The organism is Paraglaciecola sp. (assembly GCF_039942875.1).
Classification (GTDB): domain Bacteria; phylum Pseudomonadota; class Gammaproteobacteria; order Enterobacterales; family Alteromonadaceae; genus Paraglaciecola.
The window spans coordinates 122,346-142,762 of record NZ_JBDVBQ010000046.1; the positions used below are offsets into that span (position 1 = coordinate 122,346).

At 38.3% G+C, this 20,417-nt stretch carries 20 protein-coding genes; 14 read left to right on the forward strand and 6 right to left on the reverse strand.

What is annotated here, in order from left to right; translation table 11 throughout:
- The first annotated feature begins 198 nt into the window (after positions 1-198).
- Both dusA and ABJE44_RS16120 read left to right on the forward strand, forming a co-directional pair.
- Positions 199-1,212, forward strand: coding sequence for a tRNA dihydrouridine(20/20a) synthase DusA (gene dusA / locus ABJE44_RS16115; protein WP_348111063.1), 1,014 nt, complete (start codon positions 199-201; stop codon positions 1,210-1,212).
- Between the two features lie 212 nt (positions 1,213-1,424).
- A complete protein-coding gene (locus tag ABJE44_RS16120) occupies positions 1,425-1,706 on the forward strand; it encodes a hypothetical protein (protein WP_348111064.1) in 282 nt (93 codons plus the stop codon).
- A gap of 222 nt (positions 1,707-1,928) precedes the next feature.
- Here ABJE44_RS16120 and ABJE44_RS16125 read toward each other — a convergent pair whose 3' ends face one another.
- On the reverse strand, positions 1,929-2,735 hold the full coding sequence (locus ABJE44_RS16125) for a hypothetical protein (RefSeq protein ID WP_348111065.1): 807 nt from the start codon (positions 2,733-2,735) through the stop codon (positions 1,929-1,931).
- A 327-nt stretch (positions 2,736-3,062) separates the two neighbouring features.
- On the opposite strand from ABJE44_RS16125, the gene pspA reads away from it, so the two are divergent.
- From pspA to ABJE44_RS16170, 9 genes are all read left to right on the forward strand, one after another.
- Positions 3,063-3,722: a phage shock protein PspA gene (pspA, locus tag ABJE44_RS16130; protein WP_348111066.1), complete on the forward strand. Its 660-nt coding sequence runs from the start codon at positions 3,063-3,065 to the stop codon at positions 3,720-3,722.
- Between the two features lie 66 nt (positions 3,723-3,788).
- On the forward strand, positions 3,789-3,989 hold the full coding sequence (locus ABJE44_RS16135) for a PspC domain-containing protein (protein ID WP_348111067.1): 201 nt from the start codon (positions 3,789-3,791) through the stop codon (positions 3,987-3,989).
- A gap of 5 nt (positions 3,990-3,994) precedes the next feature.
- The gene (locus tag ABJE44_RS16140; protein ID WP_348111068.1) at positions 3,995-4,327 is read left to right on the forward strand and encodes a hypothetical protein; all 333 of its coding nucleotides are present in this window, start codon (positions 3,995-3,997) and stop codon (positions 4,325-4,327) included.
- A 109-nt stretch (positions 4,328-4,436) separates the two neighbouring features.
- The gene (locus tag ABJE44_RS16145) at positions 4,437-4,868 is read left to right on the forward strand and encodes a copper chaperone PCu(A)C (RefSeq protein ID WP_348111069.1); all 432 of its coding nucleotides are present in this window, start codon (positions 4,437-4,439) and stop codon (positions 4,866-4,868) included.
- Between the two features lie 10 nt (positions 4,869-4,878).
- Positions 4,879-5,871, forward strand: a complete 993-nt coding sequence (locus tag ABJE44_RS16150; RefSeq protein ID WP_348111070.1) for a DUF2333 family protein — start codon at positions 4,879-4,881, stop codon at positions 5,869-5,871.
- Between the two features lie 3 nt (positions 5,872-5,874).
- Positions 5,875-6,642, forward strand: a complete 768-nt coding sequence (locus ABJE44_RS16155) for a TIGR04219 family outer membrane beta-barrel protein (protein ID WP_348111071.1) — start codon at positions 5,875-5,877, stop codon at positions 6,640-6,642.
- A 111-nt stretch (positions 6,643-6,753) separates the two neighbouring features.
- The gene (locus ABJE44_RS16160) at positions 6,754-8,559 is read left to right on the forward strand and encodes an assimilatory sulfite reductase (NADPH) flavoprotein subunit (RefSeq protein ID WP_348111072.1); all 1,806 of its coding nucleotides are present in this window, start codon (positions 6,754-6,756) and stop codon (positions 8,557-8,559) included.
- Positions 8,559-10,289: an assimilatory sulfite reductase (NADPH) hemoprotein subunit gene (cysI, locus tag ABJE44_RS16165; protein ID WP_348111073.1), complete on the forward strand. Its 1,731-nt coding sequence runs from the start codon at positions 8,559-8,561 to the stop codon at positions 10,287-10,289. The genes ABJE44_RS16160 and cysI overlap by 1 nt, the downstream gene beginning before the upstream one ends.
- Positions 10,267-11,016, forward strand: coding sequence for a phosphoadenylyl-sulfate reductase (locus ABJE44_RS16170; RefSeq protein ID WP_289028801.1), 750 nt, complete (start codon positions 10,267-10,269; stop codon positions 11,014-11,016). The genes cysI and ABJE44_RS16170 overlap by 23 nt, the downstream gene beginning before the upstream one ends.
- A 46-nt stretch (positions 11,017-11,062) precedes the next feature.
- Here the strand turns inward: ABJE44_RS16170 and ABJE44_RS16175 are convergent, their stop codons facing one another.
- The gene (locus tag ABJE44_RS16175; protein WP_348111074.1) at positions 11,063-11,959 is read right to left on the reverse strand and encodes a TIGR03899 family protein; all 897 of its coding nucleotides are present in this window, start codon (positions 11,957-11,959) and stop codon (positions 11,063-11,065) included.
- A gap of 162 nt (positions 11,960-12,121) precedes the next feature.
- Between ABJE44_RS16175 and ABJE44_RS16180 the strand changes: the two genes are divergently transcribed.
- Entirely contained in the window at positions 12,122-14,353 is a 2,232-nt protein-coding gene (locus tag ABJE44_RS16180; protein ID WP_348111075.1) for an EAL domain-containing protein, read from the forward strand.
- A gap of 26 nt (positions 14,354-14,379) precedes the next feature.
- On the opposite strand, the gene ABJE44_RS16185 is transcribed toward ABJE44_RS16180, so the two are convergent.
- Positions 14,380-14,937: a uracil-DNA glycosylase family protein gene (locus tag ABJE44_RS16185; protein WP_348111076.1), complete on the reverse strand. Its 558-nt coding sequence runs from the start codon at positions 14,935-14,937 to the stop codon at positions 14,380-14,382.
- Between the two features lie 60 nt (positions 14,938-14,997).
- Positions 14,998-16,134 carry a fatty acid desaturase gene (locus ABJE44_RS16190; protein ID WP_348111077.1) on the reverse strand — a complete coding sequence of 379 codons (1,137 nt, stop codon included), beginning with the start codon at positions 16,132-16,134 and terminating at the stop codon, positions 14,998-15,000.
- A 127-nt stretch (positions 16,135-16,261) separates the two neighbouring features.
- On the opposite strand from ABJE44_RS16190, the gene fabR reads away from it, so the two are divergent.
- Positions 16,262-16,906, forward strand: coding sequence for an HTH-type transcriptional repressor FabR (gene fabR, locus ABJE44_RS16195; protein ID WP_133469745.1), 645 nt, complete (start codon positions 16,262-16,264; stop codon positions 16,904-16,906).
- Between the two features lies 1 nt (position 16,907).
- Here the strand turns inward: fabR and trmA are convergent, their stop codons facing one another.
- Positions 16,908-18,005, reverse strand: coding sequence for a tRNA (uridine(54)-C5)-methyltransferase TrmA (trmA, locus tag ABJE44_RS16200; protein WP_348111092.1), 1,098 nt, complete (start codon positions 18,003-18,005; stop codon positions 16,908-16,910).
- Positions 18,006-18,174: 169 nt separating this feature from the next.
- On the opposite strand from trmA, the gene ABJE44_RS16205 reads away from it, so the two are divergent.
- Positions 18,175-19,554, forward strand: coding sequence for a DUF5610 domain-containing protein (locus tag ABJE44_RS16205; RefSeq protein WP_348111078.1), 1,380 nt, complete (start codon positions 18,175-18,177; stop codon positions 19,552-19,554).
- Positions 19,555-19,645: 91 nt separating this feature from the next.
- On the opposite strand, the gene ABJE44_RS16210 is transcribed toward ABJE44_RS16205, so the two are convergent.
- Positions 19,646-20,095 carry an RNA-binding protein gene (locus ABJE44_RS16210; RefSeq protein ID WP_348111079.1) on the reverse strand — a complete coding sequence of 150 codons (450 nt, stop codon included), beginning with the start codon at positions 20,093-20,095 and terminating at the stop codon, positions 19,646-19,648.
- Positions 20,096-20,417 lie beyond the last annotated feature (322 nt).

Genomic DNA, 20,417 nt, shown 5'->3' on the forward strand with positions numbered 1-20,417 from the left:
GATTAAGTGAAAATAATGATAAACAGTCATGTGGGCCTAAAGTATTTTTACAATAGTTTCAATAAACAAGCGAACGACTAATAATGACTTTTACTTAGAATTTATTTGTTCAACAGTTGGTTAAATAACCCCCACTAGTGCTGGCCAACGAAATCAGCTAAAATGCGCGCCCTAAATTTCAACATTGGCAAAGTAATAATGAGTCACCCAATCAATCGCACTATCTCTGTCGCGCCAATGCTGGATTGGACAGATAAACACTGTCGGTATTTCCTTAGACAAATTTCACAACATGCGCTTTTGTATACCGAAATGGTTACCACTGGGGCGATCATTTTTGGTAAAGGCGATTATCTGGCATATAACCAAGAAGAGCACCCTGTAGCATTGCAATTGGGAGGTTCTAATCCCGTTGACATGGCGCGTTGTGCGGCTGAAGCGCAAAAGTACGGTTATGATGAAGTGAATATCAATGTAGGTTGCCCCTCTGACCGAGTACAAAATGGCAGATTTGGTGCGTGTTTAATGGCTGAGCCTGAAACCGTGGCTGATTGTATTAAAAGCATGCAGGCAGAAGTTGATATCCCCGTCACGGTAAAGTCTCGAATTGGCATTGACGAGATGGATGAGTACGAAGACCTAAGCCGTTTTATTGATGTGGTTGCTGCGTCAGGCTGCCATACCTTTACTGTGCATGCTCGCAAAGCCTGGTTAAAAGGCTTAAGTCCAAAGCAAAATCGTGATATTCCGCCATTAATGTACGATCGTGTTTATCAACTAAAACAAGAGTTTCCAGGTTTGCATATTAGCTTAAATGGTGGTGTGAAAACCTTAGATGAAGTAAGCGCTCATTTAGCGCATCTTGACGGCGTGATGATAGGCCGAGAGGTGTATAGTAACCCTTATATTTTGGCTGAAGTAGATCAACGCTTTTATCAAGATTCATCTCCCATTAAAACTCGGTTTGAAGTGGTTCAGGATATGCTGCCTTATGTTGAACAGCAAATGGACGGTGGAGCTAGGGTGTGGCATATCGCCAGACATATGTTAGGACTTTTTCAAGGCCAACCTGGGGGGCGTATTTGGCGTAGGTATTTGAGTCAAAATGGCACTAAAGCGGGTGCCGGTATTGAGCTGCTTATTGATGCGGTAGATGTCTTACTAGAAGCCCAAAGTAAGGCAAAAGCATTTCAGTCTGAAATGCTCGATTAAATTAACCACTCAATTGGTCAAAATTACTACTTTTTAGCTTTTTGGAAATGACCCGAGAGGCATTGTTATCTAGGGTTAATTAAAAATATTAATTAAATCAAGTAGATAAGAGTAATTTTCTGGTTGGCACAACTATCGCAAAGGATACTGCGACTTAACTACTAACTGGTACTAAATCAGTTAATCATTCAATTAACTAAAAGGAAATTATTATGTTTACTAAATCTAAAATCGCTGCTGTTGCTCTAATCTCTAGTTTTGCTGTGATATCAACAGTTAACGCTGAAGAAATGTCATTAGAAAGTTACGTAAGTGGTATGGTTAATCAAGCTATGGTGGTTGCTCAGCAAGAAATTAAAAATACTGTGCAAGAAAATATATTAAATGTTGCTTATAACGTTAGCATAGACGAAAGCCAATCTTACAACACTAAAGTTACAATCAAAGATATAAAAGTAAAAAGTGATGAGGCAAGTGCCAATAAAGCTAAATAAGGAGGGGGGGATGTTTTATCAACTATCTTTATTTATTATGTTGTTAACACCGGTTATCGCTTATGTAGCAGGCGCTTTAATTTTTAGCTTTGTTTCGCAACTGCGAAAAGGTTTTGTACTAACAACGCTTAATAGCTGTATCTTCCAATGCAGAAACGGTCACTAACAGATGTATTGACCGTTTCCTTATCTATTTTATCCTTGAATTTAATCCTTATATCCTCATTTTTTTTCGCAAGTCAGTTTAGGAAATATACTGGGCTTGAGATGTTTTCTAATTGATATATTTAAGGCTCCAGAGTTAACAAATATAGCTATTTGTTCATTTATTTTAGCTTTTTCACGTATTAAACGTTTACCCATTACAAACTCCAGATTGACAAAACTTATCGCCTTGGGTGACTGGTAAAATGTATATTCGCAAAACTCCGGACCAGACATTATTGCCCAAGCATTCTCCTGACTCATATAAGCAAAGTCGCAGCGTCCTTTTCCGAGCATGAGGGCCATAGTTGTTTGGCTTATAGAGTCAACACGGGTTAATTTTTGAGTCTCAAAATCTGGCTGTAAGTTAGGATAGCTAAATCCTCTTCGAGTACAGATCGATGCGGGTTTATAGCTATCAAATACAAAAGGTTCTTTAAACTTAGACTTGGAATACAAGAAACTAGTGTGAGGCATAAGGGGATCTGAATATATAAAGTGATTAGGATTTGATACCCAAACTGAACTCCCAAAAAAAAGATCTGCTTGCTCTGTATAGACAAAGTGCTCATTACGAGACCGGCTAGAGTCAATATACTCAACATTAAATTTGTCTGCTTCATGAAAGCTATTAAAAAAATCAACAACTACACCTCGGTATCGAGCGTGCTCTATGTCGTAATAAATATAGGGTGATGACCCCGGAGAGTTAATTACAAATCTTAAATTATGCTGTGCAGCAAAACTAAATGTATGACTAAGCATTGTTAATGATACATACACGATTAAAAAATAATTTTTAATCGCAGCTTTGTGTAATTTCATGTGCCTTGAATATCCTTGTCGGGCTTTATTACAAAATTATGTTACAGGTTTTTATTTCTAAAAGTATTACTTAATGAGATCCCCTATAGATTATTAATACGCTAAAAATTCAAGTTGTACTTTTAACCAATTGTTTGGTGTATTTGACCACTTTATTGTTTTCTTTTAATTTTCTAGGAACGGTAACTCTTCTGGTTTTAAATAAAAAGTTAATTTAAACAAAGGCTTATGGTGTGATGTTGAATTGGCACACCACTTGTAATAGTTCTGATACTAGCGCTGAAATTATTCAGCACAAGATACTTTAAATCTAACAGGAGAATTATTATGGGTATGTTTTCAAGAATGTCAGACATTGTACAAGCTAACATTAATGCCATTTTAGATAAGGCTGAAGACCCAGCTAAAGTGGTGAAATTGTTGATTCAAGAAATGGAAGAAACCTTAGTGGAATTACGCTCTGTCGCCGCCACAAACTTAGCTGAGAAAAAACAAGTTCAACGTCAGATTGCAAAACTTGAGCAGCAAGTAACAAGTTGGCAGGCTAAGGCTGAGTTAGCGCTAGATAAAGGTCGTGAAGACTTAGCAAGAGCGGCGCTTACGGAAAAGAATATAACGCAACAAAACTTTGCTGCTTTATCATCCGAAATGGAAACCATTGAAGAGTCGTTAACCAAACTACAAGCGGATATGGGGAAACTACAAGATAAACTAGTGGAAGCCAGAGCTAAGCAAAAATCTATGATACTAAGAGAGCGCTCTGTATCTGTGCGTATGCAAGTTAAGAGTAAAGCTCATTCTGTGAAGATTGATGATGCCATTATTCGTTTTGAGCAATATGAGCGTCGTATTGATGATTTAGAGTCCCAAGTAGATGCTTATGATTTGGTTGATGAAGCAAAAGGCTTAGACGCAGAGTTTAAACAGCTTGAAGTTGAAAATAAAATCGAAGAAGAGTTGGCAGCGTTACGTAAAAAAGTTGCTTAATAAGCAGCATACTCACTAAGTGGCAATTCAATTTGCCACTGGTTCAGAATTTAACAGGAGAAGATTATGAGACAGTATATTGATGTAAATAGGTTATATAAGGATTCAGTGCATGGCAAAATATCTGGTGTTTGTGCTGGCTTAGCAAGGCATTGGAATGTATCTCGGTTATTGGTTCGCTGTGTTGCCGTAGTGTGTTTGATAATGTTACCAGTAGTAACGGCAGTAGCCTATGTAACAGCCACTGTTTTAATCCCTAACAGGTAATTATCATGTTAAAAAATCTCTTTTCAGCGGTATTGATTGCTGGGGTTTTAACATATTGTTTTGGTCATGTAGTGACGGAATGGTTCGATCTTCATTTAGTTTTATCCGATTATGAAGTTGAGCCATTCACGTCAATCATTGCTGCCACTGCTATCGTTGCAGTATTGGTATTTATTGGGTTTATTGTCGCTTTTAGTGTTATCGCTGCAATGGTACTTATTTTTGTCGCATGCGCTATTGGATTGTTTGTAGCAGGCTTGGGTATGTTTTGGCCGGTTATTTTAATCTCAATTGTGATTTATCTATTGGTAAGAGAAAAGCCTTCGGCAGCATACTAATATGTTTAGAAAGTTGCAGGCTCAGGCACAAATATATAAACAAGTCTTGGCATGTCATGGTGATTGCTGAATAATCTAAGTCTGATTGTAAATTAGGTATGGAATATTGATGCTTCGAGTCTTCATAGTTTTATTAGGAATAAGCAGTTTTTACTGTGATGCAGAATTAGTTGTGTCAGATGCAACAGTTAGGCTGTTGCCCCCAGGCGTGCCTAATACCGCGGCATATTTTTCAATCGAAAACCTTTCAAAAAAAACTGAAGTATTAATTGCAGCCTCTTCCAATATTGCCGACAAAGCAGAACTTCATAATCACGTATTTATTAATGACATGATGAGAATGCAGCAACAGGAATCAATACAAATTGAACCTGGAGAAACTGTGCATTTCAAACCTGGTGGGTTACATATTATGTTATTTGGCCTAAACCAAAAACTAGAAGAGAACCAAAAAGTTAGCTTACGGTTACTCACCCAAGATGGAGAAGCAATAGACTTTGAAGCTACTGTGGCTCGCCCGTCACATGCTAAACATCATTAAGGATATTTATATGAAAAAATACATCACCCCTAAACGACTACTAGGCGTAACTGCACTTCTTATTTTCTTGTTGTGGATAGTATCAATTTTCTGGAGCGTGGAGCCTGACCGTTTTGAACCTAGAGAACTAGCTCAGCAGCAAGCCCTTGAAAAAAATGAAAAGGTTGTGGCTGGTTATACCATGACGACTAGTTTGATTGCCGTAGCTGAAGCGTTACTCAATAAGTCTGGTGGGTACTTATCAAATGATGTAATCCCACCAAGTGTGATGATGGATAATATGCCAAGTTGGGAGTTTGGCGCCTTAGAAATGACACGTGATTTAGCGTTGGCGATGCGAAAAGACTTTAGTCGTTCACAAAGTCAATCCGTAGAAAATGCCTATCTAACCAAGGCGCAACCGCAATTCAATAACGATAGTTTAAGTTGGATATTGCCTTCTGCTGAATCAAAATATCAAGAAGGCATAGATAACCTTTATTTTTACCGTACAAGTCTTGCTGATGTGTCATTACAGCAAGGTCAGTTTTATGCTCGAGCAGACAATTTAAGAGACTGGTTAAAACAAATGGAAAAACGTTTAGGTAGCTTATCCCAACGTTTGAGCGCCAGTGTTGGTCAGGACAGAATAGATACCAATTTAGCGGGAGATGCAGAGGCTAGCCAATCAACCCCAACAGCTCACAAATTGGTTGATAAAACGAGCTGGTGGCGCTTAGATAATAACTTTTATGAAGCCCGTGGTGCTAGCTGGGCTTTACTGCATTTTTTGAAAGCCGTAGAAGTAGATTTTGCAGATGTTCTAGAAAAGAAGAATGCTAAGGTTAGTTTGCAGCAAATTATACGTGAGCTTGAAGCGACTCAGGAGTCTATCTGGAGCCCTGTAATTCTAAATGGTAGTGGCTTTGGTATGTTAGCTAATCACTCATTAGTTATGGCGAACTATATTTCTCGTGCAAATGCTGCTTTAATCGAGCTAAGCGAACTACTTAATCAAGGATAAACCATGAAAAAAACGGTAATTACATTGGGGCTTATTACATTATGCTCCAGCTTCTCTAGCCAAGCAGACACCTTGTTGGGTTTATATGCAGGGGCTCAGGGGTGGAATATGGAAACGTCAGGTGGCTTCTCGGATGATGGGGATAATAGAGATTTTAATTTTGATACTCAGACCAACACTAATATTTATGTGGCCTTTGAGCACCCAATCCCTCTGATCCCAAATATCAAATTACAAAGAACTGACATGAGCACGCAAGGTGATGTTAATTTTGATAGTAATTTTGAATTTAATGGGCAGTTGTTTTCTATCGATTCGGATGCTAATACCGACGTTGATTTAACCGCCACAGATATCATCTTGTATTATGAGTTTTTCGATAATGACTTGATTAGTTTTGATTTTGGTATTAATGCTAAATACCTTGAAGGCGAGTTTACAGTTACTGAAAAAGAAGCTCCAAACCGGACAGAAACATTAGATTTCTCAGTACCTGTTCCTATGTTGTATTCTAGATTGGCCTTAGGTATTCCTTTTACTGGTTTTGGTGCTTATGTAGAAGGTAATTATTTAAGTATTGATGACAATACCTTGTCAGATTACCAAGCGGTTATTACGTATAGTTTAATAGAAAACCTAGCTATAGATGTCACTTTTCAAGTGGGCTATAGAGCTGTGACCCTAGAGCTAGATTACAGTGATGACAATAATAGAATTTATTCAGATCTAGAATTTAAAGGGCCTTTTGCAGGGATAGAAGTGCACTTTTAACATTTTGTAATAATTTCATCTGATTTGGTTATAACGAATCAGCTTTTATTCTTTCCTGTTGCTTAGATAGATCGCTAACCTACCCTTGTATTAATAACGGTTAGCGATCTTATGACTTCACCAATAAATCAAACTCCAGGGTTTGCTGCTGGTTTAAATGAAAACCAGTGGGCTCAAATTAGTCAGGCTTCGGCCACTCTCAATCCACAACAGCTTACATGGCTAAGTGGATACTTTGCAGGTTTGGCACAAAATGGCCAGGCAAGCACTATACCAAGCGTGACGGCTGGTCCATCTCAATCTATGACTATCTTATATGGTTCACAAACCGGCAATGCCAAAGGTGTAGCCGAGGAATATAAAGCGAAATTAGACGCGCTAAATATTCCTTCTAAGTTAGTTAGTATGGCTGATTACAAGCACAAGCAACTTAAAACAGAAAGCCATGTGGCTATTGTTGTAAGTACTCATGGTGAAGGTGAAGCGCCTGATGATGCCGTAGAGTTACATAGCTTTTTAGGGGGTAAAAAAGCCCCTAAGTTAGACGGGCTAAAGTTTGCTGTATTAGGACTAGGCGATACTAGTTATGAGTTTTTCTGCCAAACAGCCAAAGATTTTGACAGTCGCTTACAGAGCCTAGGCGCTAAGCGAATTATTGATCGCGTTGATTGTGATGTGGACTATGATGAGGCTGCTACCGCTTGGTTTGAAAGTTTAAATCATGAAATTAAAGAAGAGTTATTAGCTCCTAGCGCGGGTGCCGCTCCGTCTTTAAATTTAGGCGCACAGTCAGTCGCTGCCACTCAGTACACTAAAAAAGCTCCCTTTGCTGCATCTTTACTAGAAAGCCAAAAAATTACTGGCCGCGATTCTGTAAAAGATATTCGTCACATTGAAATTTCGTTAGAAGAGTCTGGTATTCAATATCGTCCAGGTGATGCTCTAGGTGTGTGGTTCGAAAACGATGAGCAATTAGTGGCTGCTTTGTTGGCTGCCTTAGAATTAAATCCTGAAGAAACTATTACATTTTCTGGTGAAGAGTACTCCCTTAAACAAGTTTTGGTTAGTAAACTTGAGTTAACTCAAAGCTACCCTAGTTTTGTGCAAGCCTACGCTGGTTTTGCTAATAATGTTGAATTAAACGCTTTGATAGAAGATAAAGCGGTACTTCGAGAGTATTTGGCTGAACGTCAAATCATCGATATTGTACGTCAATATCCAGCCAAACTATCAGCACAAGAATTAGTTGACGCTCTACGTGGTATGACACCTCGTTTGTATTCTATTGCATCAAGCCAGGCAGAAGTGGAAGACGAAGTTCACCTTACAGTCGCTTTAGTTGAATTTGACGCCCATGGTTCTGTACACCAAGGCGGGGCTTCTAGTTTCTTATCAAAACGGTTAAATGAAGGCGGTGAAGTGAAGGTGTTCGTTGAGAAAAACGACAACTTCAGATTACCCGATGACGGCAACACTCCAGTGATCATGGTTGGTCCCGGCACAGGTATTGCCCCTTTCAGAGCTTTCATGCAACAACGTGAAGCTGAAGAAGCTAGCGGTGAAAATTGGTTGTTTTTTGGAAACCCTAATTATACCCAAGACTTTTTGTATCAAACAGAATGGCAACGCTTTGTTAAAGAGGGCGTAGTAAATAAAATTACTTTGGCTTTCTCTAGAGATCAAGAAGAAAAAATTTATGTACAGCACCGCATGCTTGAGCAAGGTGCTGAATTATATAACTGGTTAGAGAAAGGCGCGCACTTATACGTGTGTGGAGATGCCAATCACATGGCTAAAGATGTACAAGATGCATTAGTGAAAATTGTGATTGAGCATGGTGGCAAGACCGAAGAGCAAGCAGAACAATACCTTTCAGACTTGCGCCGCGCTAAACGCTATCAGAAGGATGTATATTAATGAGCACTGATAATAAAAACTTCGTCGTTGAAGGTAAATTGGCAGACAACGAACGTCTGAAAACTGAAAGTAACTATTTACGTGGGACTATTGCAGAAAATCTCACTGATGATCTAACCGGCGCATTTGTTGGAGATAACTTCCAACTGATTCGGTTTCACGGTATGTATCAACAAGATGACCGCGATATTCGTGCTGAACGAGCTAAACAAAAGTTAGAACCTCTACAGAACGTGATGTTACGTGCCCGTTTACCTGGTGGTATTATTGCTACTGAACAATGGCTAGCTATTGATAAATTTGCAGAAGAAAAAAGTATTTACGGCAGTATTCGTTTAACTACTCGCCAAACGTTTCAGTTTCATGGTGTGTTAAAACCTAACGTTAAACCAATGCATCAAATGTTGAATCAAGTAGGTATTGACTCTATTGCTACTGCCGGTGATGTTAACCGTAACGTTTTATGTACTTCTAACCCTGTTGAGTCAGAGTTACATCAAGAAGCTTACGAGTGGGCCACTAAAATTAGTGAACATTTACTGCCTAAAACTCGTGCCTATGCAGAGATTTGGTTAGATGGTGAAAAAGTTGAAACCACTGATCATGAACCTATTTTAGGAAGTACTTATTTACCACGTAAATTTAAAACAACAGTGGTTATTCCTCCGCAAAATGATGTTGATGTTCATGCAAATGATCTTAACTTTGTGGCTATTGCTGAGAAGGGCAAGCTGATTGGTTTTAATGTGTTAGTGGGTGGTGGTTTAGCAATGACCCATGGTGATACGTCTACTTTCCCTCGTAAAGCAGATGATTTTGGTTTTATTTCTCTAGAGCACACATTAGCGGTTGCAGAAGCAGTTGTTACTACCCAGCGAGATTGGGGTAACCGTGTAAACCGTAAGAACGCTAAAACTAAATATACCCTTGAGCGTGTTGGTGTAGAAAATTTCAAAGCAGAAGTTGAGAAACGTTCTGGCGCTACCTTTGCTGCAAGTAAGCCATACGAATTTACGTCACGTGGTGATCGAATTGGTTGGGTGGAAGGCGTAGATGGTAAGCATCACTTAACAGTGTTTATCGAAAACGGTCGAATTCTTGACTACCCAGGAAAAACCTTGAAAACAGGTTGTGCTGAAATTGCAAAAATTCACCCGGGAGATTTTAGACTAACCGCTAATCAAAACTTGATTGTGGCTGGTGTACCTGCTGAATTGAAAGAGAAAATTGAAAAAATAGCCCGCGATAATGGCTTGATTGAAGACTCTGTTAGTAATCAACGTAAAGATTCAATGGCTTGTGTTTCACTTCCTACGTGCCCATTGGCAATGGCTGAAGCTGAGCGTTACTTACCTGATGCGGTTACTAAAATTGAAGGCTTTTTGGCAAAACATGGCTTACCGGAAGAAAGCATCATTTACCGTATCACTGGCTGTCCTAATGGGTGTGGTCGAGCGATGTTAGCTGAAGTAGGCTTAGTAGGTAAAGGGCCTGGTAAGTACAATTTCCATTTAGGCGGAGATCGTCAAGGTACACGTATACCTAGAATGTACCGTGAAAACATTGATGAAAAAGAAATTATGGAAGAATTAGATGTGCTAATTGGACGCTGGGCTAAAGAGCGCCAAGCCAATGAAGCATTTGGTGATTTCTTGATTCGAGTCGAAGTAGTTAAGCCAGTTATTAATTCTGCTAAGGATTTTCACGATGTCCCTAACTACGCAATCTGAGTTAGGTGTGAGTACTGTTAGACGTTTTTCTAGTGAAGAGTTAGCAGAAGTTAACTTGTCATTAGAAAAGCAGTCAGCAGAACAGCGTGTTACTTGGGCCCTTGAGAATTTACCTCAACAGTTCATGTTGTCTTCAAGTTTTGGGGCGCAAGCTGCGGTAATGCTGCATATGGTGACTCAGCAATGTCCAGATATTCCAGTTGTATTGACGGATACTGGGTATTTGTTTCCTGAAACTTACCAGTTCATTGAGCAGATGACAGAGCAACTTAATCTAAATTTAAAGGTCTATCGCTCTGAGCTATCCGCAGGTTGGCAGGAAGCCAAGTATGGAAAAATGTGGGAACAAGGCATAGAAGGTATCGAGAAGTACAATACACTCAATAAAGTAGAGCCTATGCAAAAAGCACTACAAGATTTGAATGTGAAAAGTTGGTTTGCCGGGTTACGTCGAAGCCAGTCTGATATGCGTGAAAAGCTGTCTGTTTTACAGCAGTTGAAAGATCAAACTAAGATTTACCCTATAATAGATTGGTCAAATCGTACTGTACATATGTACTTAAAGGAACATGGTTTGCCATATCATCCGTTGTGGGAAAAAGGTTATGTTTCAATTGGTGATTGGCATAGTACTCGTTCACTAGAAGAAAGTTTAAATGAACAAGACACACGCTTCTTTGGATTAAAGCGAGAGTGTGGTTTGCATGAATTTGGAGACGGTATCTAACGCCTTATCTTTTTCATTGGTCAGCCCCTTTTATATTTAACTGGGGTTACTCAATGTTAAATGCCCTTCCTAAAGTTGATAATATTGCTTCTGTGTAAGCATCAAGCTTCTGTTTATTTACCAATTTGGATAATTCTGCACCTGTAGGTGTGAATTTATAATACAACAAAGTGGTGCCTTGATGTTTAGCGGCTAGTCTTAGTTTGGTACCGGCACAGCGCCATTCGGTTTGCGTGCTCGTACTTAGCTCTCCTGACTCAATCTCGCTGTGATGAATCAAACCTAAATCCATTAAAGACAATAGGTCTGGGTAACTCAGACCATATTCGGCTAAGTTAAGTTGTTTATTCTTAAAGGTATTAAAAAACGACCAAATATTGGATTTTTGATAGTAACCGATTAGAAGCCTAGGTGTAGACTCTCCTTTTTTATAACTTGTTAGGTTAACGGCTTGTCGAAAGATATGTGCATCTTTTTGGGTAAGCTGTTTTAGAAGAGTGAGCGTTTTTAAAGAAAAACTTCCTGGTTTGGCAGTTTCTACTGCAAATATTTTCCCCCATAGTTCCTGCATAGCTGGGGAAAAAATTTCTTCTGCCATATTTACAAAACTGAAAAACCAATCAGGGTCAATGGATTCCTCTTTGCCGTCTTCTAAACAAAAATCTAACGCTCTACCGAGTATGTTTTCTAAATTACTGACTTTACGACGAGCCACTATTTGAGCTTTCAGGCGAACTTTATCATCTATACTTTGAGTCTTGGTATTATTGTAGCTACCTTGGATCCCCACTTGTGAAAACCATTTAGTTATTTTTTTTTGATTGTGTTGTTTATTTACCTTATTCTCTGCGGGTAATTTAGAAGTTACAGCTGCATTTTTCGAACCAGATTTCGCACCCGCAACTTGAATGGGTTTAGGTGAATGATTTAATTCAATTTTCATAAAAATGTACGCTAAACTCTAAAAATATGGTCAAGGCCAGTATATTGCGTTAATTCATGTTACATGAGCAATGAAAAATGTTAAGTTTGGGTCACTTCGCTCAGAATTCCTTATTTACCCGGTGATAAGAGTTAGCATAGTTTAGTGTTTGGTGGAGAGTCGATGAGTTTAAACAAGTATGAGAATGACGAATTAATCTTTCTATCAGAAGATAGTCCTTCTGCTGTGCAAAACCCTACTGGAATGTGGAACATTCTAGTAGTAGACGATGACAAAGAAATCCACTCAGTTACACGATTAGCATTATCAGATCTTATCGTTAATGATAAATCATTAAACTTTATTCATGCCTATTCAGGTGCCCAAGCGCTAGAAATTATCGAGGAGATGGGCACTTCCATTGCGATAATTTTACTTGATGTTGTGATGGAGTCTGATGATGCTGGTTTGACAGTCGCTCGTAAGATGCGCGAAGAGCTGAATATTATTGAGCCTCGTATTATTTTAAGAACTGGACAACCTGGATACGCGCCAGAAGAAAAAATCATTAAAGATTATGATATTAATGATTACAAAACTAAAACTGAACTCACTCGCAGTAAATTAGTTACCACTATTATTGCGTCTTTACGCTCTTATCAACAAATATTGTCAATAAACCAAAGCCGTCAAGGTTTACAAAAAATTATCAGCGCTTCTGCTAATTTAATGGAAGAGCATTCAATAAAAAGTTTTTGTAGTGATGTATTGGTACAAATTAATTCCTTAATTGGCGAAAACGCCAGTGGTTTCATATGTGCAGAGGCTGGCGTCGCCTTAGATAAGGAGGATGAATATCTTTACATACTAGAAGCTAACGGTGAGTTTTTATCCTGTATTAATGAAAAATTGGATACGTTGGAAAATACAGATATTGTTAACTCTGTGCATTGTTGCCTAGAGGCGAAAGAACATATATTTGAAAAAGATTTTACTGTTTTTTATTTGCACAGCGCTAATTATGAAGCGGCCATTTATCTACAAATTGGCAGTAAAATCAATATCATTGATAGGCAATTGTTGGAAGTTTTTCTATCCAGTGTATCTATTGGATATGAAAACGTTAATTTATTTCATCAATTACGAACTGCAGCATTTAAAGATTGGTTAACCAAGCTCCCCAATCGTAGTGAGTTCATTAATATGCTTGATGATTGTTGTTCAGGAAAACTAAGAGGGACAGATTTCATCGTCGCCCTAGTTGACCTTAATCATTTTGCAGACATAAATGATGGTTTAGGCCAAGATGCTGGTAATAGTACTTTGATGGCTGTAACTAAACGCCTAGAAGAAAAATTTATTGAGAATGTACAGATAGCAAGAATCGGCTCGGATGTCTTTGGTTTGATCGGGTCTGAGTCATTTGTAAACCCTGAATCTTTGAATGAACTGTTTCTTTTACCCTTTAAAGCAGGTGAGCATTCATTATCTTTATCGGCTTCTTTCGGCTTTTGCCGTCTAGATGGAAGAGCTCAATCCGGGATTAATATTTTAAAGCAAAGTAATATTGCCTTAAATAAAGCCAAGAAAAACTTAAAGATAAACTACGAGTTTTATTGTCCGGAGATGGAGCAAGAGACTACTTGGCGTCTAGAAATGATTAGGCAGCTTACCCTGGATTTTGAGGCTAAAAAGTTACAACTCTGGTATCAGCCTCAGGTCGACCTTGTGACAGAAAAAATCGTGGGGATGGAAGCGCTATTGCGTTGGCCGAGTACAGAGGGAAGGTTTGTTTCTCCAGCTATATTTGTACCTTTGGCAGAGTACTCTGGGTTAATAGTAGATATTGGTATCTGGGTGTTAGAAGAATCTTGTAAGCATCTTAACAAATTGAAAAGTAGAGGATTTGACTCTTTACGCATGGCTGTAAATATATCAATGCCACAATTTAGAGACCCAAAGTTTGTAGATACTGTTAAAACCATTATTAGTGAATACGGGATATCTCCTGAAAAAATTGAGTTGGAGATAACTGAAAGTATAGTAATGGATGAGCCGCATATAGTGATTGAAGCTCTTCAAGAGTTAAAGAAGTTTGGTGTTAAAGTTGCGATTGATGATTTTGGTACCGGCTTTTCATCAATGAATTATTTACAGAAACTACCTCTAGACAGACTTAAAGTCGATCGCTCTTTCGTAAACGAAATAACTCCAGGAAAAACCGCTTTCATTGCTGAAACAATAGTTACTCTTGGTACAAAACTGGGGCTGGCGACCATTGCTGAAGGTGTTGAGAAGCGTGAACAAGCTAGCTACATGCTTAAGTTAGGGTGTGATGAGGCTCAGGGATATCTATTCGCCAAACCTATGCCTTACAACGAATTACTTGAATTCTTAGATAATGATGGTGTTTAAGGCTATAACCTTTGGCAAGTTGCTTGTTATAGATGGCTTGCAAGCACCTGTTGCATTTGTGGTAGTACTGTTTTTTCAAACCAAGCATTTTTTTTAAGCCAAATATTGTTTCTTGGTGATGGGTGAGGAAGTACCATATATTTAGGTTGATAGTCTCCCCAGTTCTGTAACCTTTCGGTTAGTTTTCTGTTGTCAGTTAAGTAATAATCTTGCGCGTGTTTTCCGATTAATATGACCAGTTTTGGCTTACTGGTTTTCAGTAACTCTCCATGCCATTTAGGTGCGCATTCAGGCCTAGGGGGTAAGTCACCGCTTTTGGCCTTACCGGGGTAACAAAATCCCATTGGAACTATGGATAATATGCTTGGGGTATAAAACTGTTTTTCGTCTAGTTTTAACCATTCCCTTAAACGCTTACCTGAAGCATCGTGCCATGCTTTGTGGCTTTCATGCGCCTTAATTCCGGGGGCCTGACCTATGATGAGTATCTTTGCTAGAGGTGAAAATTGTAAAATTGGACGAGGTGGCAAAGGTAAGTGATTTGCACATATTGAGCATAGGTTAATTGCCTTAATTATATCCATTTTCCTATCCAATAAAAAAGGCTTCAAAAGAAGCCTTGATTGTCACTATTATTACGCAAATTAATCTGCACAGCCTGGCATAAAATCAAACTGATTTAGTTGTAACCATTTTTCTTTTTGTATGGCTAATTTTTGTTTCAATTCTTTATATCTATAATGAACTTCTAAATTTTTGTAGCTGCGCTGCAAAGACTGTTTTTTGATTTCCATTAATTGCTTTTTGGCAGCGTAATATTCTGTCATTCGTTGTGCCAATAACTCATATTCTTTTTGAACTCGAATTAAAATCTCTTCTGCATTTTGTAACTTAGATACTTTTTCTTTGGCTAACTTTAATTGCATTGCTACTTTAGCTTTTTCGATACGCTCTTCAGGGCATCGACGCAAATTTTTTGCTAAACCTAAATACGCTAAACTCCTAATCAACCATTTCGTGGGATCAAATTGCCACCATTTTATGCCATTTCTATAATCATATTCAAAGATATGATGGTAGTTGTGGTATCCCTCACCAAATGTAAAGAAGGCCAATATGTCGTTGTCTCGAGCGCTATTTGCATCCGTATAGGGCTGTCTTCCCCAAATGTGGGCTAATGAATTTATAAAAAACGTGACGTGATGCACCACTACCAATCTAAATACACCCGCTAGTAGCAACATGCCCCAGATATCTCCATTTAGCCACCCAAGTAGCATAGGTATACCAAAGTTAGCGGTAAGCATAATGGCTAAATAATTATTGTGTTGCCACATTACAATCTTATCTTTTTGTAAATCTCGACAGTTACTGTAGTCAGCATATCTATGCCTTTGATATTCTCGCAACATCCATCCCATATGAGAGAACCAAAAGCCTTTCTTTGCTGAGTAAGGATCACGTTCATTATCATCAACATTTTTGTGATGAACTCTATGATCAGAGCTCCAATGTAAGATACTGTTTTGAAGTGCCATTGCTCCGCCAATGGCCAAAACAGATTTAACTAAGGTGTTTGCTTCAAATGCCTTATGTGACCATAGCCTGTGATAACCGGCAGTAATCGACATTCCAGAGAAATAGATAAGAATAATGCAAGCTGCAATCTCAAAACCATCAAACCCATGTTGAATCGCTTCAATAGGCACCAGAATAAGTGCAATAAGTCCGGTTATTATAAATACCAATATGTTGGTAAGGATTAGACGTGGCTTTTTCATTTAAAGTCATTTTCAGCTTACAAGTGTACGCTATTTTACGTTGCTCCTACACTTAAGCAAGCTAATTGTGGTACTTCTAGGCTTTTATTGTGTCTATTTCTTATCTTTTCGCGTTAGAATCAGCCCTATGAAAGCTATTAAAGAATCACCATTAAGTCGCCAAGACCAAAAATTACGAACCCGAAGAACTATAATTGACGCTGCGTTTTCTCTATTAGATGAAGAAAGAAGTCTCTCAAGTGTAAGCCTTCGAGAGGTTGCACGTGCTGCAGGTATTGCTCCTACTTCTTTTTATAGGCACTTTAAAGACATAGACGAATTGGGTCTTACATTGGTAGATGAGGCTGGATTAGCGCTACGCCAGTTAATGCGTCAAGCAAGATTAAGAATTGCATCAGGTGGGGGTGTTATAAATACTTCTGTAGATACCTTTATGGAATTTATTACTGCAAATAATAATGTGTTTCGTCTGTTATTGAGAGAGCACACTGGTACATCTATGGCTTTTAGGGCTGCCGTGCTAAGAGAAATAAAGCACTTTACCGTTGAGTTGACAGATTACACTATTGCCACAACTGGACTCCCCTATAACATTGCTAATTTGCAAGCCGAGGCCATGGTTAAGCTGGTTTTTAGTGCAGGAGCTGAAGCCCTCGATGCAACCAAAGAGCAAAAAGAAAGTGTTGGACGTCGCGTTAAATTACAGCTCAGATTTGTTGCAAACGGAGCGTTGCAAGCGTTGTCTGAGCAGTCATCTAGGCAGATAAAATAATTTATAAATTTTGTAGGTATACTCCACATTCCGCATGGTGAGTATAAGGAAATTGATCAAATAACGCGAAACGAACAACTTTATGGGTTTTTAATAGTGTATCTAGATTGTGTTTTAATGTTTCTGGATTACAAGAAATATACACAATGTTCTTATAGTGTTTGATCATATCTAGGGTCGCATCGTCTAAACCTGATCTCGGCGGATCAACTAATACCGTTTTACATGCGTAATCATCTAATTTGATACCATCTAGTCTGCGGAACTCCCTAACACCTTGTTGTGCTTGAACAAACTCTTCACTTGACATCCTAATAATCTTTAAGTTATTGACCTTGTTATCTTTTATATTCTGTTGCGCTGCAGCCACCGATGTCTTGGATATCTCTGTTGCTAGTACCTTATTAAAGTTTTGCGCTAAGGGGATTGAAAAATTGCCAGCGCCGCAGTAAAGCTCAAGTAAATCATCTTCACTCCCCTTAGTGACATCTAAGGCCCACTCGATCATCTTAATGTTTACTTTGGCATTAGGTTGGGTAAAGCTATTTTCGATCTGTTTAAATGTGAAGGTTTGCTGGTTTATAAGTAAAGTTTCTGTCGCATAATCTTTATCAAGTACAATTTTTTGTTTTTTAGCGCGGCCAATTATATCTAGTTTGTAACTTTGCCTTAGTTTTTTCAGTATTGTTTGTATCTCGGTGACCCAGTCATCATCCAAAGTTTTGTGGTATAGCAAAGAGGCGACAATTTCACCACTTAATGTGGCTAAGTAATCTATTTGGAATAGTTTTCTGCGAGCGATTTCACTTACTTTCAGCTGTGCTATTAAATCTGTCATTAGGTCATTGATTAACTGACAGGCTGGAGGAAAGCTATGTACTTGATATTTCTCTTTAGTCGTTTGATCAAACATTACATGATGCAGTTCATCACCGTCATGCCAAAGCCTAAATTCAGCACGATACCTGTAATGTAAAGCGTCTGACTCAAATGTTTCTAGTTTGGGCATTGAAAACTGTGCAAACGCTTGTTCAACAAAATGATATTTTTGCTGTAACTGTTCGACATATAAGTTTGGATTAATTTCTGTCGGTCGCATAGATTGCCCTACATATTGATATAAAAGCGGCAAGGTAATGGGTTTTGAGTGAGACTTCAACACATTATAAGACGCTATAAAACTAAGTTGGTGATATTTTATGCAAATACAGCTAAATGTTGCACACTAGCTGCCGATATTATTAGTTAAGGATAGTGAGGTATCTGAAATGAATATAAGTCAATTAAAAGCCTTTTTAGGTGATAAGCCCCAACATTTGGGTAGCGAGAATAGCCTTCAAAATCAGCTGAGAGATTCTGGTTTAGAGCAGGCTGCCCGTAATCAAAGTAATTTACAAAAGTTACAAAGCGATACTTTCAGTTCTAGTAGTAGCTTTGGTGTGCGGATTTATTCAAATTCCATGAGTAGTTCTATAGAAGTTAATAGGCAAAAGCCAAATTTTTCAATACCTGAAAAAGATAAGGCTGAGGAGTCTTTATTTAATTTTGAGGAAGTCACAAAAAATGTACTTAACTTTGTGACTGGTGCAATTACAAATGCTCAAAATAAAGGGGCTAGTGAAGAGGAGTTAAACTCCTTGTTTGATCAGGCATTGTCTGGAGTACTAAAAGGTGTTGATTTAGCTGAGCAAGATCTAGCTGGTTTTATGAATGAAGATATTGCCGAAGGGATAAGTCAGAGCAAAAGTTTAATTCAACAAGGCATTGAGCAACTTAGAAATAAAGTATTTGGTAATGAAACAGAATCCAGTGGTAGCGAAGAGTCGGATGTTTTAATTTCTACTGATATTTCTAACTTCAAGTTGCAGCAGGGGGAACTATATATCCGCACTAAAGATGGTGACCAAGTTCTGCTTACATTTGACGACATAGAGCAGCTTGATATTAGTCAAAAAGAAATCCTTGAAAAGGCTAAAGATGACAGTGCAGAAATAACCCCAATTGTGTCACAACCAAACACAGAGCTTGAGAGTGAGACTACTGAAGATAATCTTGATAGTTTGGTTACAGAGGACGCTGCAGTAGCTAACGTTAATGAGCCAGAAGCGTCTATAGTCCTTCAACAAAACTCGGTGTATTTTCAAGAAAGCTCCCTCTCTTTTTCAGTTAAAGGTGAACTAGATGAAGCTGAGCTTGAAGCGATAGCAGATTTGGTTGCTAATACGTATGAATTGGCCGAAGAGTTTTTTAATGGTGATATCGAAACTGCTTTCAATCAAGCGTTAGAGTTAGGGTTTGATGAACAAGAGCTTACAGGTTTTGCTTTACAACTAACTAAAGTTGAAAACACTCAAGTGATTAAAACCTATGAGACTGTATCTCGCTATGATAATGAAAACACTGAAAGCGAACCCGCCAAAGCGGTATCACCTGTTGCAGATTATCTCGATAAATTACTAAATGTCTTAGATGGCTCTAGATCGCAATTTGATAGTAGTGAATCGTATGAAAATGTAGTGAACGAACTAATTAACCGATTAGGAAGTGAAGTCGCTACACCTGACCTGATTTCAGCAATTAACCGATTTAATGAGTTTAATCAAAGGCTAATTAATAACTTACCAGTAGGTTTTCAACCAGAGAGCTAATTAGTATTCTTAAAGTAAAAGCCCCCAATATTTGTGTTTTTTAAATATTGGGGGCTTTTTAGCATTATTAGAGTTTTAAATAGTGTCTGATTTAGTCCTCTACTTTATCTTTAGCAAGTCTGACTTTTAAGGTTCTTTCCTGGAAACTAGAGTCATTTAAATGCTTTATAGCTTTATTCGCTCCTTTAGCATCCATTTCAACAAATCCATAGCCTTTCCTTTTACCTGTTCTTCTGTCTTTCATTAAACGAACCGAAATAACCTTTCCTTGCTGCTCAAAATACTCCTGCACTGCTTGCTCGTTTGCACGATAAGGAAGGTTGCCAACATATAAGGTAGCGATCTCATCCACAGTATCGCTTTCTTCATTTGATGTGTTAATTAGATTAGATAATAAAGGGGTTAGGATACCGCCGATTAATACGCCTACAGACGCCGCCAAAGAGTTGGAAATATCAGCAGTGACAATTGGTAAAAGGAAATACATGATTATGGCAATGATAATAGTGATAACAATATTAAAAATAAAAGAGGGATTCATATGCTCTACCTAAAAAGTGTTTATGGTTAATTAAGATTAAATAGCGTCCACATGTTACTGATTTAATTAGCTTTCGCAAACAATTAGCGATAAGACTTGCCTAAATATTTACCTTTACACTTCAAAAATGCTGTTTTTTTAAGTGTTTTGTCTGAAAAGTAAGCGGTTGAAATGAAAAATGAAATAAAGTGTTGCATAGGAATGTGTTGTCTCTATAATGCGCCCTCGCTTCAAGGCAGACCGGTTGAAACAACACGGGGCAGCGGCAACGAAGTCAATGTAGTTGACGAGTTGCATATACTTAAGAAGTATATTTGAAGCG